The sequence below is a fragment of the Chthoniobacter sp. genome (genome assembly GCF_040003245.1).
Classification (GTDB): domain Bacteria; phylum Verrucomicrobiota; class Verrucomicrobiia; order Chthoniobacterales; family Chthoniobacteraceae; genus Chthoniobacter.
This window is the reverse complement of sequence record NZ_JBDUCX010000071.1, coordinates 1-13,746: the sequence shown is the minus strand read 5'-3', so window position 1 is coordinate 13,746 and position 13,746 is coordinate 1. Positions and strand designations below refer to the sequence as shown.

The following is a 13,746-nucleotide window of genomic DNA, read 5'->3' as shown; positions in this document are numbered from 1 at the left end:
CCTATGAGAAGCATGACCGGCTATGGCCGGGGACAAAGCGCGCAAAACGGCAGCAAGATCAGCGTCGAATTGAATTCCGTAAACCGGAAGCAGAGCGACGTGGTCGTGACGCTGCCCCGCGAACTCACCGAACTGGAGCCGCGCGTGCGCGATGTCATCAACGCCGAGGTCTCGCGCGGCCGGCTGAACGTGGTCATCGCCGCGCATCACGCCAATGGGGCGTCGCCCGCCGTGGCGCTGGATACGAACCTCGCCCGCACCTATTACCGCGCGATGGTCGAGTTGCAGAAGGAGCTGAATGCCGCCGGCGAGGTCAATATCGACACCGTCCTGCGCGCCCCCGGCGTCTTGCGCGCCCCCGAGGAGAAAGTTTCCGTCGACGACATGTGGCCGCCCGTCGAGAGCGCGCTCAAGGAGGCGCTCGCCGACCTCGTGAAGATGCGCGAGCGCGAAGGCAAACATCTCGCCAAGGACCTGATCCACCGGCTCAAGACCGTCCGCGGCTGCGTGCGCAAGGTCCGTCTCCTCCAGCCGGGCGTGCTCAAGCGCCACCGCCAGTCGCTCCACGAACGCATCCAGAAAGCCGGCATCGAACTGCCAATCGACGACGAGCGGCTGATGAAGGAAGTGATCTTCTTCGCCGACAAGTCGGACATTTCCGAGGAGATGACCCGCCTCGAAAGCCACTTCGCCCAGTTTGCCCATCACTTGCGCAAGAATGAACCCGTCGGGCGCACCCTCGAGTTCATGTGCCAGGAAATCGGGCGCGAGTTCAACACGCTCGGCGCCAAGGCCAACGACGTGGAGATCTCCCAGCTCGTCGTCACCTGCAAGGCGGAGATGGAAAAGATCCGCGAACAGATCCAGAACATTGAATAACGACCAACCCCACTCCACAGAAAGCGCCGGTGTCGCGCCGCGGGAATTCCGGCGTCTCGGCATCCTCTTCGTCGTCTCGGCGCCCTCGGGCGCGGGCAAGAGCACGGTGCTGAACGCCCTGCGCCAGACCCCGGACTTCGCTTATTCGGTTTCCTACACCACGCGCGCCCCGCGACCCGGTGAAGTCCATGGTGAGGACTACCTTTTCGTGAGTATGGAGGAGTTTCAGCAACGGCTCGCCGGCGGGGAGTTCCTCGAGTACGCGGAGGTCCACGGCAACTACTACGGCACGCTGCGCAGCGTGGTCGTCGAGCAATTGCACGACGGCGTGGACGTGCTGATCGACATCGACGTGCAGGGTGCGCGGCAGATCCGCGCCGACCAAAACTCCGCGATCCGGGATGCCGTGGCCGACATCTTCATCATGCCGCCCAGTCTCGACGAATTGCGCCGCCGCCTGAACAAACGGGGCACCGAAACGCCGGAACAGATCGAAATCCGCCTGCACAACGCCGCCACGGAGATGGAAGCGTGGCGCGACTACCGTTACACCATCATCAGCGGCTCCATCGAGGAGGACCTGCAGAAGTTCCGCAACATCATGCGGGCCGAGCGCTATCTCACCCACCGCATGGTGCTTCTCCCATGAGCGCGCCGGTCATCATTGTCGGCGTCAGCGGCTCGATCGCGGCCTACAAGGCGGCCGATCTGGTGAGCAAACTCGGCAAGCGCGGCTTCGAGGTGCATGTCGTCATGACACACGGCGCGCAGGAGTTCATCACCCCGCTCACCTTCCAGACGCTCTCGAAGAATCCCGTCGTCACGAGTGTGTTTAGCGGGAAGGAAGGCTGGAAACCCGGCCACATCGACCTCGCCGACCGCGCGAATCTGCTGCTCGTCGCACCCGCCACCGCGAACATCATCGCCGAGCTCGCGCACGGCCTCGCGGGCAATCCCATCGGCGAGATCGCGCTCGCCACGCTCGCGCCCGTGCTCATCGCGCCGGCGATGAATGGCAAGATGTGGCTGCACGCGGCGACGCAGGACAACGTGAAATTGCTCCGCGCGCGCGGCGTGGAATTCATCGGACCCGAGGAAGGTTTGCTCGCGTGCGGGTACGAAGGACTCGGTCGTTTGTGGAATGTCGACGACATCGTCGAGCGCGTCGCGGTGCTGCTCGCGCAAAAAAAATAACGAAATATTTTCTGCGCGAAAAACGCGCGCGATCATCGCGCGACGATCGCGCAAAAATATTTCACGCGATGTTTGCGAAGCCGCATAAACAAAAGCATCGCGCGTGATGCGTGCCGAACATCACGAAATATTCGTGAGTGATTTTGGGCGCAAACGTCGCGCGCGAAACGATAAATTCCGCGACCGCGCAAGAAAAAATTCGTTGACGCTTGGCAACAACTTCATTACCCACACACCCAACGCACCGAGTGATGACCCACATCAACAACACTCAAAAAATTTTTGCGACCCGCATCTGCGGATTGAAAGGGGGGATTTATAATGGCGACTAAGAAAAAAGCAGCTCCTAAGAAACTGGCAGCCAAGAAACCGGCCAAGAAAGCCGTAGCGAAGAAGGCACCAGCTAAGAAGAAGAAGAAGTAAGCAGTCCCCTGCCACTTGAACGAACGGGAGGAGAATTCATTTCTCCTCCCGTTTCGTTTTGTGGAGAATCCCCGGCTCCACTTTGTCCATGTCCACATCCCACTATCTTGAAACTGCGGTCAGCGCCGCACAGGCCGCCGGTGAATTTCTGCGCAGCCATTTTGGCTCGGTCCTCGAGGTTAACGAATTCGCCGCCCACGATATCAAGCTCGAGCTCGACGTCCGCTCGCAGGAGTTGATCACCGGCATTTTGCTCGGGCGCTTCCCCGATCACGCCATCTATGGTGAGGAGGGCATCGCCGGCAACCAGGCGAGCGACTTCCAATGGATCGTCGACCCCATCGACGGCACGGTAAACTACTTCTACGGCATCCCCCACTTCTGCATCTCCATCGCCCTCCGCGAGCGCGGCGAGATCATCGTCGGCGTCATCTACGACCCGCAACGCGACGAACTCTGGCAGGTCGAGCGCGGCGGCATCCCCACTCTCAACGGTAAACCGATCCGTGTGAGCACCCGGGAAAAGCTCAGCGATGCCGTGCTCTCCATCGGCTTTGCCAAATCGAAGGCGACCATCGCCGCGGGCCTGCCCCTGCTCGACTACTTCGTCAGCCGCGCGCGCAAGTGCCGCCTTATGGGCAGCGCGGCCCTCGACCTCGCCTATGTGGCCTGCGGACGGCTCGATGCCTATATCGAATCGAGCGTGAGCCTGTGGGACGTCGCTGCCGGCAAGTTGCTCGTCGAAGCCGCGGGCGGAAGTTTCCAGATGGAACCGCGTACGGACAATCCCGACAAGATCAGCGTGCGCGCCTCCAGCGGCCGCCTCGACCTGGAGGTGCGGCCATGACGCTCTCCGGCATTGGTTACGATGTCCATCAATTGGTCGAGGGCCGCGCCCTGATTCTCGGCGGCGTGGAAATCCCGCACACCCACGGTCTCGATGGCCACAGCGACGCCGATGTGCTCGCGCACGCCATCGCCGACGCTGTGCTCGGCGCGATCGGCGAGCGCGACATCGGCTTTCACTTTCCTAACACCGACCAATCCATTCGCGGCATCAGCAGCCTGGAGATCCTGCGCAAGGTCGCGAGCCTCGTGGTGGAGAAAGGCGGGCGGATCATCAATATCGACGCCACGCTCGTCGCCGAGGCGCCGAAGATCAGCCCGCACGTGGCGGAGATGCGCAGCAATCTCGCCACGGCTCTCGGGCTCGACCCGAAGCGTGTCGGCGTGAAAGCCACGACGAATGAGCGCATGGGCTTCCTCGGCCGCGGCGAAGGCATCGCCGCACTTGCGGTGGCCAGCGTCGAAGCGCCGGAGTAAAGAGCAGCATGGCCATCCGCCTCTTCAATACCTACTCGCGGCAGTTGGAGGAGTTCACGCCGCTCGATACCGCCAGCCGGGGCGTGAAGATGTACACCTGCGGCCCCACGGTCTATAACCACGCGCACATCGGTAATTTTCGGGCGTATCTGTTCGAGGATTTGCTCCAGCGGCATCTCGAGGCCCGCGGCTACGCGGTCGAGCGCGTGATGAATCTCACCGACGTGGACGACAAGACGATCCGCGGCGCGCGCACTGCCGGCCAGCGCCTCGCGGATTTCACCGCCATCTACAAGGATGCCTTCTTCCAGGACCTCGACACGCTGCGCATCAAGCGCGCGCAACATTTCCCGGCAGCGACGGAACCGCAGTACATCGAGCGCATGATCGCGATGATTCAGCAGCTCGAGTCGCTGGGCATCGCCTACCAGGCCGATGACCGCAGCGTTTACTTCCGCCTCTCGAAATTCCCGGACTATGGCAAGCTCGCGCACCTCAATCTCGACGAGTTGCGCCCCACCGGCCGCATCGCGAATGACGAGTACGAGAAGGAAAGCATCGGCGACTTTGCGCTCTGGAAGGCGTGGGACGAAGCCGACGGCGATGTGGCGTGGGATTCGCCCTGGGGGCGCGGCCGGCCGGGCTGGCACATCGAGTGCAGCGCCATGGCCACCGCACTGCTCGGCCCGGAAATCGATATCCACTGCGGCGGCGTGGACAATATCTTCCCGCACCATGAAGCGGAGATCGCCCAGAGCGAATGCTGCACGGGGAAGAAATTCGTCCGCTACTGGCTGCACTGCGCGCACCTGATGGTGGACGGGCAGAAGATGTCGAAGAAGCTCGGCAACTTCTACACCCTGCGTGACCTGATTGAAAAAGGCTTCACCGGCCGCGAGGCGCGCTACGCCCTCCTGACGGTGAACTACCGCCTGCCGCTGAACTTCACCATTCCCGGCATGGAGTCCGCACGGGCCGCGCTCAAACGCATCGACGAATGGGTGGATCGCATCACCGCCCAGGCAGGCAGTGCCTCTCCCGCAGCGACGCCGTTGTCCACGTTCGCGGAAAAATTCTTCGCCGCCCTCGACGAAGACCTGAACATCTCCGGCGCGCTCGGCCCCCTTTTCGACCTGATTCGCGAGAGCAACGCCGCGCTCGACCGTGGCGATCTGGCCCCGGCGCACGCCGCACAATTGCTCGCGGACTGGCGGCAGATCGACAGTGTGCTCGGCTTTGAGCGCGAAGCGGCCGCCATTCCGGCGGAAGTGCTGGCCCTGGTCGAGGAGCGCCAGCAAGCCCGCGCCAGCAAGGAGTGGAAGAAGAGCGACGAACTTCGTGATGCCATCCTCGCGCTCGGCTGGATGGTGAAAGACACCAAGGACGGCCCCAAACTCACGCCCCGCTGATCGCGAATTCCGACAGAAGGCGACATTTCAGGATTCCCTGCCCGCGACGAATGGACTTTAACTGGCAACGATGACTTTCTCCCCTGGCGATTATCTCGACCTGAATCACACCGAGCACCGCATGCTCTTCGAGAATTCGGTGAATGCGTGGGACGCGCTCAAGCAGATCACCAGCTACCTGCAATTCCGCCTCAAGCCGGCGATCCAGGGCCGATTGGTAGGCAAACCGTTCATCAGTGGCGCCGTCTTCATCGGCAAGGGCACGGTCATCGAGCAAGGCGCGATGATTAAGGGACCGGCGTGGATCGGCGAGGGGTGCGAGATTCGCAACGGCTGCTACATCCGGGAAAATGTCATCGTCGGCTCCGGTTGCGTGCTCGGCAATTCCTGCGAGTTCAAGAACTCGATCATCTTCGACGAGGCCCAGGTGCCGCACTTCAACTACGTCGGCGACTCGATCATCGGCTATCGCGGGCACCTCGGCGCGGGAGTCATTCTCTCCAACGTGAAGCTCGACCACGGTGAGATCATCGTGCCGACCGCCGATGGGCTGGTGCCAACGGGCTTGAAGAAATTCGGCGCGATCATCGGCGACCGGGCGGAAATCGGCTGCAATTCCGTCATCAATCCCGGCTCGATCATCGGGCGGAACTCCGTGCTCTACCCCGGTACGGTCTGGCGGGGCGTCGTCCCGGCGAACAGTATCGTCAAGACGAAGCAGGAGCATCAGATTATGGCGCGGCGCGATTGAGCCTTGCGCGATGGCAGGTCTTTTGGAACCTTGCCCGCCCCTATGCCCAGCCCCACCACCACGACACCCCCCGCCGACACCGGATTTGACCCGGGCGTTTTCTGGATTCAGCACAAGAGCAAGATCATGCTCTTCGTCGGGCTGTTTGTCGTCGCCCTCGCCGCCTACGCCATTTCCGAATACGTGCACGACAAGCGCAACACGTCCGCCCAGACGCTCTACGCGAACGCTCATTCCGCGGACGACTTTCGCAAGGTGATCGCCGAATACCCCGGCTCCAACCCCGCTGGAGATGCTCATTTAATGCTGGCGGAGAAGCTGCGCGCGGAAGGAAAAATCGACGAGTCCTCTGCGATCCTGCACACCTTCATCGAGAAGTATCCCGAGCATCCCTTGCTCAGCGGTGCGTGGACCAGCCTGGCCATCAATCTCGAAGCCCAGGGCAAAGTGGATGAGGCGATGAGCACCTACCAAAAAGTCACGACGACCTTCGCCAACACCTTCAGCGCTCCCCTCGCTCTCACCAGCCAGGCCCGCTTGCTCGCCCAGAAAGGCAAGACCGAGGAAGCCCGGCGCATCTATGAGCAAGTGATGGCGCAGTATCAGGACAACTTCGCCGCGCAACAGGCCGCGCAGGAACTGCGCAAGCTGAAGAAGTAAGGCGGCCCGCGATCAAGCCGGACCGAGGCCGAGCGACTCGTCGCCGAACAGGCCGGGGTGGTCCTCCCCCGCGCCGAGCAAATCGGGCTGCGTGAGCTCTTGCTGGCCGATGAAAAGCTCCCCGCTGAAGATGCCACCACGCTCGATATTGATCGCTTTCGCGTAGACCACTCCCTCGAGCGCGCCGCCTTTGGTGATCGTCACGCACGTCTCGCACATGATCCGGGCGGAAATCTTGCCGTGGATCTCCGCGGAATGCACTTTGACCGGCCGGACGAATTCCACGTCCGCCCGTTTCACGACCACCAGTTGATGCGTTTCGACGCTGCCCAGCAATTTGCCGTGCATCTTCACCGAGACCGTCCCGGTGCAGAAGAGGTTGCCGCGCAATTTCCCCTCGAGGTAAGCCGAGCCGCACGCCACCTTCGAGCTGGTAATCTCCCCCTTCGAGGTCACAAGGACTTCACCCTGCGTCTGGATACTTCGCCCGAACGGCCCGCTGATCTTGAAATCCCTTAGATCGATGTACGAACCACACCCTGGGCAGATGCTCGACTGGGCCGAAGTGCTGACCCGTTGCCGGTGTCCGCAACTGAAGCAGCAGATGTCCCGGATCTTCTCGCCCGACACCAGCTTCGAAAGCTTGTCGAAGATCGACGGCGTCTTGAGGGCCGCAGCCTCCTTGGCCAGCGACTTCTCGATGCTGTAGTGCTGGCCGCACTTCCGGCAGAAAGTCGACTTGGCGTAAGCAGACTCGAGCTGACTGAAGCCGCAATGCGGGCAATCAGCACTGATTTTTTCGGGTTGCTTCGGTGTATTTGGACTGGCCACAGAGGGCCGCGATTACCGGGCGGGAGCGGGTTGCGGCGCCGGCGGGCGCGCTTCCGATTGCTTGATGGCGCCTTTGACCGGAGTGACTTCCGATTTGCCAACAAACGTTGCTCCGTCCTCGATCACCAGGCGCGCCGCTTTCAAGTCGCCTTGCAGCACGGCACGACCCTTGAGTTCGCAGCGCTCTTCCACGGTGATGTTGCCATGCACCTTGCCCAGCACGGTCACGGACTTCGTCTTGATCTCTCCGCGGATCTCGGCGTTTTCGCCGACGGTCAGCACGCCCGCAGAGGTGATCTCGCCTTCGACTTTGCCGTCGATGACGAGTTCGTTTTGAAATTTGATCGATCCCTTGATTTCCACGTCGGCGGAAAGAAGGTTTTTGCCAGTGATTGGTTCAGCCATGAGATTTGGTTTCGGTAGTAGTGGTGCGGGTGCGGGTGCTAATGGAGGCGGTACGTCGGCTCCGGGCTGTTCAGCCTCTTCGGAACCTTTCGCTTCGCCCGAGCGGAGTCGGTTAAACACGGGCGACTATTCTGCGCCCGCATTTCGGTGTCAAGGGTTTGCTCATTAGACTTGATCAAGGAGGCGTGAGATTCTGGCCGCACGCCAATTCCTCCGCCGGATAGGTCCATATCTCGCTCAGCGTCGGGTGGTAGTGTGGGATGCGTGCCAGGTCGGTCGCTTTCGCCCGGAAATACATGGCAACGACGATTTCATGGATCAATTCCGAGGCGCTCGGCCCCACACAGGAGGCCCCGAGGATCTCCCGGGTGTCCTTGTCGGCAATCAACTTCACGAATCCGTAGGTGGAGCCATGGACCATGGATTTGCCATGGTCGCTGAAGGGGTATTTCGCAATCACGATATCGTGTTTTTCCCGTGCCGCCGCTTCCGACAAGCCGACGGCGGCGACCTGCGGTTCAGTAAAAACGGCGAACAACGCCAGCCGGTAGTCGCTCTCCTCGAGCGCACTGTCGAGGCGATGCAGGGTGCGGGCGGCGTTGCGCGCGGCGATTTCCGCTTGGAGAATGGCGCTGTGGACGACCTCGAACGGCCCACAGACGTCGCCTGCCGCGAAGATGTGGTCCGGTCCGCAGCGCTGATGGAGATCAGCGACGATCGAGCGGTGGCTCGTGGTGACGCCGGCGTTGGCGAGTTGCAGCTTGCCGATCGCCGGTTCGCGGCCAAGCGCGTAGATGATTTCCTCGGCCTCCACCCCGCGCTCTGTCCCGGCGTGGGTGAAATGCACGCGCTTCCCCACGCCGCCACGTTCGACGCGGAGCAGTTTCGTGTTCCGGACGATCTCAATGCCGCGATGCTCCAGCGCTTCAGTCAATGCGCCAGCCACATCCGCATCCGTCTCCTTCAAGATCTGCTCGCTGCGCTGGATCACCGTCACTCGCGAGCCGACTCCGGCGTAAAAGCTCGCCAGTTCCAGCGCGATCGCGCCGCCACCGAGGACCACGACGGAAGCGGGGATGTGTTCGTTGTCGAGCATGTCATCGCTCGTCCAGTATCCGGTTTCCTTCAGTCCCGGCACTTCGTGCATCTGCACCTGCGAACCCGTGGCGATGAGAAACGCCTGCGCCGTCACGGTGCGTGTGCCGCCATCGAGCAGGCGCACTTCGAGGGTATGCGCATCCACAAACGCCGCCATCCCCCGAATGAAATCGAACTTGCCGCTCTCGAGTTGCTCCCGCCGATACTCCATGAATTCGCTGACGAACTTGCGCTTTCGCTGGCGAATCGCCGTGCCGTCCGCACCTTGGTACTCCGCCCGCAGCCCAAACTCGCCTGCCCGGCGAATGTCCTCCGCCCGATGCCCGCTCTCGAGCAGCGTCTTGCTCGGCATGCAACCCCGCAGGATGCACAAGCCTCCGATCTCACGCCCGCCTTCGATCACCGCCGTCTTCAGACCCAAGCCAGCCGCTGTCGCGGCGCCGGCATACCCCGCGCTGCCGCCGCCGATCACCACGAAATCAAAATCTGGTTCACTCATGGCGGCAATATAGCATCGTCGACCTCATAAAGGCGATAGAAGCGCAATCCATCCCGGCGCACCGCCGCCCGGCCAGTCCATTCGACGAGGAAATCGGGCGCATCCTCCGGGTGATCCGAGAGCGTCGTGGCCAGCGGTGTCTCTGGCACCGCTATTCCCAGCAAGTCGCGCGACGTCTCGATCTCCCGCGATGCATCATCCGCCAGCACCCAGTGGACCGGCCGTTTCCGCAAAATGGCGGCCGCCGAAACGGGATCGCTGCTCAAAAAGAAGCGCGCGGTATCGACGATGCCTGGGAGACTTTCGTGCGAACTACCCGCCACCCCCGACTGCCGCGACCAGTAAGCGATCTCGGGCGAGAGCCACCACGACGCGAGAAACGGCCCTTCCTCCTTGCCGATCGCGTCCTCCGCCAGGCCGCGCAGCGCGACCAATTCCGCCTGCTTCATGGTGCGCTGGTCCTGCGCCAGGTCATCGAGAAACAAGCGCGCATCCCAAGCCTGCAAGATCGGCCACCAGCCTACCACGAAAAACAACCACGCCGCCCAACCACGCCGCAATGCCTGCATCTGCCAGGGCAAGGTCCACGCAAAGACAATTCCCAGGAAGTAACCCCAGCGTGCCTGCCAGAGCGTCAGCAGCGTCACCACCAACAGCATGACCAACAGGGGCAGCGCCCGCCGATCCTGTCGCCACGCGAGGAACAGCAAGACGAGGCTGGCAACGATCCACCATCCCACCCAATCGAAAAGCTGCACCGGACGCAGATGCGACAGCTCTCCGATCTGGTGCTGCCAATTGGCAAAGTAGCCGCGCATCGCCGCATCGGGAAGCGCCACCGGCCAACCCTCCAGCACCAGCGAGAGCAGCAGGATCGCCAGGCAAATCACCGCGCCGGGCAGACGCTGCCGCGAGCAGAACGCCTTGCGATCCAACACCAGCCAAAGGCCAATCGTCATCGCCAGCAAAATAAGCGGCTCATAAAGCGACACCCACAGGCTCAGCCCCCAAGCGATCCCGCCCACGATCCCCCATCGCCGCTCATCCACCGGCGATTCCGCTTTCCGCGCCAACGCGAGTTCCGCACCAAGCGCCACCGTCAGCGTCAGCATCAGCAGCGACTGATGATCGGGACGCCCTAGCACGGTCCCGTGCACGAGAATCGGAGACACCGCATAGAACAACAGCGCCGCCGAACCGAACCGCACCCGAAACTTTTCCAGCCACCACGCAAGAAACAGCGCACCCGCCACTCCCAGCAGCGGCGAGATCAATGCGCCCGCCAGATCCAGCGTCTGCCCGTGCAGCAAGCTCGAGTGCTTTGGATCCAGTATGGCAAACACAACATCAAGCACGCCCTTCAAGCCCGCGATCAAGTAATCCAGCGGCGCCGTCGTGTGCGCCGTCACCCCCTGCGGCCAGTTTTCGAAATCATGGTGCCGCACGATCATTCCCGGGTGCTCCACGATCATTCGGACTCGCGTCATCCGCGAGTAACAATCCCCATCCGCGAAGTAAATATGCCCCTCCAAAAAGACGTCCCGCACGTTCCAGCACCGCGCTCCGAGCGCGAGCGCGAGGCAGAGCAAAATCCAGCCGATGCGAAGAGTGGTTTTCACGGGGTTCGGAAAGAGGTGGCTCAAATGGCAGCAATATCAACATATTGTGGTCGCAAAAATTTGACACCGCTATTCCTTGGGGAAATCACCCTTTTTTTCTCGAAAAAAGGCGTTGTGGCCTCCACCCGCAAAACCTACAGTAAGCGAGTAATTATTTCTCACCCCAATTATGGCCGATATCGCCGTCCCTCAATCCGAAACCGCTTCCAAAAAATCGGAGTACAATGCCGATGACCTGAGCTCCCTAAAAGGGCTCGAGGCCGTGCGTAAAAAGCCCGGCATGTACATCGGCGGAACGGACGAGCGCGCCCTGCACCATTGCGTCAGCGAAGTGCTCGACAACTCGGTCGACGAGTTCCTCGCCGGCCACTGCACGCACATCGACGTGACGATCCATTCGGACGGCTCGATCTCGATCCGCGACAACGGGCGCGGCATCCCGGTGGATATCAACAAGGAGGAGGGCATTCCCGGCGTCGAGCTCGTCCTCACGCGCCTCCACTCCGGCGGCAAATACGGCCAGGGCAACTACGAGTACTCCGGCGGCACGCACGGCGTCGGCGCGAAATGTGTCAACGCTGTCTCGGAGTGGTTCAAGGTCGAAGTCACCCGCGATGGAAAAATCCACGCCATGTCCTTCGAGCGCGGCAACACCAAGCAGAAGCTGCACGTCATCGCCGAGACGAAGAACAAACGGCACACCGGCACGCTCATCACCTTCAAGCCGGACTCGGAAATCTTCCAGGACACCACCGATTTCAAAGCCGAGCGCATCATCACCCGCCTGAACGATCTCGCTTATATCAATGCGCCGCTCTCGTTCACGTTCATCGACGAACGCACCGAGGGCACGCTGCCCGTGCAGATCGTGCATCCCCGCGGTGTCGAGGATTACGTGGCCCGGCTCTCCGAGAACAAGACGCTCGTCCATCCCAAGCCGATCATGATCAAGGGCACGCGCGATCGTATCATCGTCGAGATCGGCCTCCACTATAACGACAGCTACAACGAGCAACTCCTCTGCTACACCAACGCCGTGCCGAACCCCGATGGCGGCACCCATTCCAGCGGCTTCCGCGGCTCGTTGACCCGCGCGATCAACCAGTACGCGAAGAACAATTCGCTGCTCAAGGAAAAGGATCCACCCATTACCGGCAACGACGTGCTCGAAGGTCTCGCCGCCATTGTCAGCGTGAAGCATCCCGATCCGCGTTTCGAATCCCAGACGAAGGTGAAGCTCATCTCGCCCGAAGTGGAGAGCGTCGTCGGCTCCGTCAGCTACGAAGGGCTGATGCTGCACTTCGACCAGAACCCCGGCGTCGGCAAACGCATCATCGACAAATGCCTCATGGCCGCCCGTGCCCGTGAAGCCGCACGCAAAGCCCGTGAGACCGTCCGCAAAGGCGCACTCACCGGCGGCGGATTGCCCGGCAAGCTGGCCGACTGCTCCGAGCGCGATCCCGCGCTCACCGAACTCTACGTTGTCGAGGGCGACTCAGCCGGTGGCTCCGCCAAGCAAGGCCGCGACCGCCGTTTCCAGGCGATCCTCCCCATCAAGGGCAAGATCATCAACGTCGAGAAAGCGCGCCTCGACAAGGTGCTGCAAAACACCGAGGTCCAGACGCTCATCACCGCCATCGGCACCGGCATCGGCATCGCCAATAGCGAAAAGGAAAAGGAGAACGAAGGCGCCTTCGATCTCAAGCGCCTGCGCTACGGCCGCATCATTATCATGACCGATGCCGACGTCGACGGCTCGCACATCCGCACCCTGCTGCTCACCTTCTTCTACCGGCAGATGCCCGACCTGATCCGCAAGGGCCACGTCTACATCGCCTGCCCGCCGCTCTATCTCATCAAGCGCAAGAAGCGCGAGGAATACGTCGATGACGACGCCGCGCTCAACCGCATCCTCATTACGCTCGGCTCCGAAGAGGTGAAGCTGAAGAACCTCGCCGATGGCAAGATCTTCTCCGCGACCCAGCTCAAGGAATTGCTCGAACTGCTCGAGCGCTTGTCGAAATACAGCGACGCCATCCGCCGCCACGGCGGCGATTTCGAAACCTACCTCGGCGAGCGCGACCTAAAGACCGGCGCCTTCCCCGCCTTCATGGTCAAAGTACGCGAGGGCAATACCGAGTGGGCCACTTACTTCCCTGGCGAAGCCGAGGTTCGCGCCTTCCACGAGGAGAATCGCGACCTGGGCCTGTTCGAAGATCCCGCACCAGAGCCGACTCCCGTCCCCGAGGGCGAAGCCATCCCCGTCGAGAAACCTGCCGCCTCGAAGAAGAAAGAGAAGGAAGACGGCCCCCAGCGCCGCGCCCGCCTCATCGAGCTGCACGAATCCAGTTCCGTGCAAAAGCTCGTCGAGGACATCGCGAAGAAAGGCCTCAAAATCGAGCACTTCGCCGACAGCGATCACCCCATCTTCGAGCTCATCGAAGGCGAAGGCGACAAAGCGATCACCCATTCGCTCTTCACCGTCCCCGAGATCCACACCAAGGTCATCGAGATCGGCAAGAAAGGCCTGAGCATCCAGCGATTCAAGGGTCTGGGCGAAATGAACCCGAAGCAGCTCTTCGAGACCACCATGGACCCGAACAAGCGCAAGATGTGGAGAGTCGAGCTCAACGAAGACAACGCCGTCGAAGCCGA

General features: G+C 61.7%; 14 protein-coding genes. 10 read left to right on the top strand and 4 right to left on the bottom strand.

Annotated elements, in window-relative coordinates:
* Positions 1–3 precede the first annotated feature (3 nt).
* The 9 genes from ABJF10_RS11955 (at position 4) to ABJF10_RS11915 (ending at position 6,639) form a co-directional block, all read left to right on the top strand.
* Positions 4–879 (top strand): YicC/YloC family endoribonuclease, encoded by an 876-nt coding sequence (locus ABJF10_RS11955; RefSeq protein WP_348544804.1) that lies wholly within the window; start codon positions 4–6, stop codon positions 877–879.
* The gene (gene gmk, locus ABJF10_RS11950; protein ID WP_348544803.1) at positions 872–1,528 is read left to right on the top strand and encodes a guanylate kinase; all 657 of its coding nucleotides are present in this window, start codon (positions 872–874) and stop codon (positions 1,526–1,528) included. Before ABJF10_RS11955 ends, gmk begins: the two co-directional genes overlap by 8 nt.
* The gene (locus ABJF10_RS11945) at positions 1,525–2,073 is read left to right on the top strand and encodes a flavoprotein (protein WP_348544802.1); all 549 of its coding nucleotides are present in this window, start codon (positions 1,525–1,527) and stop codon (positions 2,071–2,073) included. The genes gmk and ABJF10_RS11945 overlap by 4 nt, the downstream gene beginning before the upstream one ends.
* A gap of 106 nt (positions 2,074–2,179) precedes the next feature.
* A complete protein-coding gene (locus ABJF10_RS11940; RefSeq protein WP_348544801.1) occupies positions 2,180–2,395 on the top strand; it encodes a hypothetical protein in 216 nt (71 codons plus the stop codon).
* 189 nt (positions 2,396–2,584) lie between these two features.
* Entirely contained in the window at positions 2,585–3,343 is a 759-nt protein-coding gene (locus ABJF10_RS11935; protein WP_348544800.1) for an inositol monophosphatase family protein, read from the top strand.
* Complete coding sequence (gene ispF / locus ABJF10_RS11930; protein ID WP_348544799.1) at positions 3,340–3,819, top strand: 2-C-methyl-D-erythritol 2,4-cyclodiphosphate synthase; 480 nt, start codon at positions 3,340–3,342, stop codon at positions 3,817–3,819. The genes ABJF10_RS11935 and ispF overlap by 4 nt, the downstream gene beginning before the upstream one ends.
* A gap of 8 nt (positions 3,820–3,827) precedes the next feature.
* Entirely contained in the window at positions 3,828–5,228 is a 1,401-nt protein-coding gene (gene cysS, locus ABJF10_RS11925) for a cysteine--tRNA ligase (RefSeq protein WP_348544798.1), read from the top strand.
* A gap of 70 nt (positions 5,229–5,298) precedes the next feature.
* Positions 5,299–5,979 carry a UDP-N-acetylglucosamine diphosphorylase gene (locus tag ABJF10_RS11920; RefSeq protein ID WP_348544797.1) on the top strand — a complete coding sequence of 227 codons (681 nt, stop codon included), beginning with the start codon at positions 5,299–5,301 and terminating at the stop codon, positions 5,977–5,979.
* A 42-nt stretch (positions 5,980–6,021) separates the two neighbouring features.
* On the top strand, positions 6,022–6,639 hold the full coding sequence (locus ABJF10_RS11915) for a tetratricopeptide repeat protein (protein ID WP_348544796.1): 618 nt from the start codon (positions 6,022–6,024) through the stop codon (positions 6,637–6,639).
* Between the two features lie 12 nt (positions 6,640–6,651).
* Here the strand turns inward: ABJF10_RS11915 and ABJF10_RS11910 are convergent, their stop codons facing one another.
* The 4 genes from ABJF10_RS11910 to ABJF10_RS11895 form a co-directional block, all read right to left on the bottom strand.
* On the bottom strand, positions 6,652–7,470 hold the full coding sequence (locus ABJF10_RS11910) for a polymer-forming cytoskeletal protein (RefSeq protein ID WP_348544795.1): 819 nt from the start codon (positions 7,468–7,470) through the stop codon (positions 6,652–6,654).
* A gap of 12 nt (positions 7,471–7,482) precedes the next feature.
* Positions 7,483–7,875: a polymer-forming cytoskeletal protein gene (locus ABJF10_RS11905; RefSeq protein ID WP_348544794.1), complete on the bottom strand. Its 393-nt coding sequence runs from the start codon at positions 7,873–7,875 to the stop codon at positions 7,483–7,485.
* Between the two features lie 175 nt (positions 7,876–8,050).
* The gene (locus ABJF10_RS11900) at positions 8,051–9,472 is read right to left on the bottom strand and encodes an NAD(P)/FAD-dependent oxidoreductase (protein ID WP_348544793.1); all 1,422 of its coding nucleotides are present in this window, start codon (positions 9,470–9,472) and stop codon (positions 8,051–8,053) included.
* A complete protein-coding gene (locus ABJF10_RS11895; protein WP_348544792.1) occupies positions 9,469–10,836 on the bottom strand; it encodes a hypothetical protein in 1,368 nt (455 codons plus the stop codon). The genes ABJF10_RS11900 and ABJF10_RS11895 overlap by 4 nt, the downstream gene beginning before the upstream one ends.
* A 424-nt stretch (positions 10,837–11,260) precedes the next feature.
* On the opposite strand from ABJF10_RS11895, the gene ABJF10_RS11890 reads away from it, so the two are divergent.
* A partial coding sequence (locus tag ABJF10_RS11890; RefSeq protein ID WP_348544791.1) for a DNA gyrase subunit B occupies positions 11,261–13,746 on the top strand: 2,486 nt, incomplete at its 3' end.

Bases quoted from the DNA above. Each gene is read 5' to 3' on its own strand.
- ABJF10_RS11955 (WP_348544804.1), top strand. From the start codon at position 4: ATGAGAAGCATGACCGGCTATGGCCGGGGACAAAGCGCGCAAAACGGC.
- ABJF10_RS11945 (WP_348544802.1), top strand. From the start codon at position 1,525: ATGAGCGCGCCGGTCATCATTGTCGGCGTCAGCGGCTCGATCGCGGCC.
- ABJF10_RS11940 (WP_348544801.1), top strand. From the start codon at position 2,180: ATGCGTGCCGAACATCACGAAATATTCGTGAGTGATTTTGGGCGCAAA.
- ABJF10_RS11935 (WP_348544800.1), top strand. From the start codon at position 2,585: ATGTCCACATCCCACTATCTTGAAACTGCGGTCAGCGCCGCACAGGCC.
- ispF (WP_348544799.1), top strand. From the start codon at position 3,340: ATGACGCTCTCCGGCATTGGTTACGATGTCCATCAATTGGTCGAGGGC.
- cysS (WP_348544798.1), top strand. From the start codon at position 3,828: ATGGCCATCCGCCTCTTCAATACCTACTCGCGGCAGTTGGAGGAGTTC.
- ABJF10_RS11920 (WP_348544797.1), top strand. From the start codon at position 5,299: ATGACTTTCTCCCCTGGCGATTATCTCGACCTGAATCACACCGAGCAC.
- ABJF10_RS11915 (WP_348544796.1), top strand. From the start codon at position 6,022: ATGCCCAGCCCCACCACCACGACACCCCCCGCCGACACCGGATTTGAC.
- ABJF10_RS11905 (WP_348544794.1), bottom strand. From the start codon at position 7,875: ATGGCTGAACCAATCACTGGCAAAAACCTTCTTTCCGCCGACGTGGAA.
- ABJF10_RS11900 (WP_348544793.1), bottom strand. From the start codon at position 9,472: ATGAGTGAACCAGATTTTGATTTCGTGGTGATCGGCGGCGGCAGCGCG.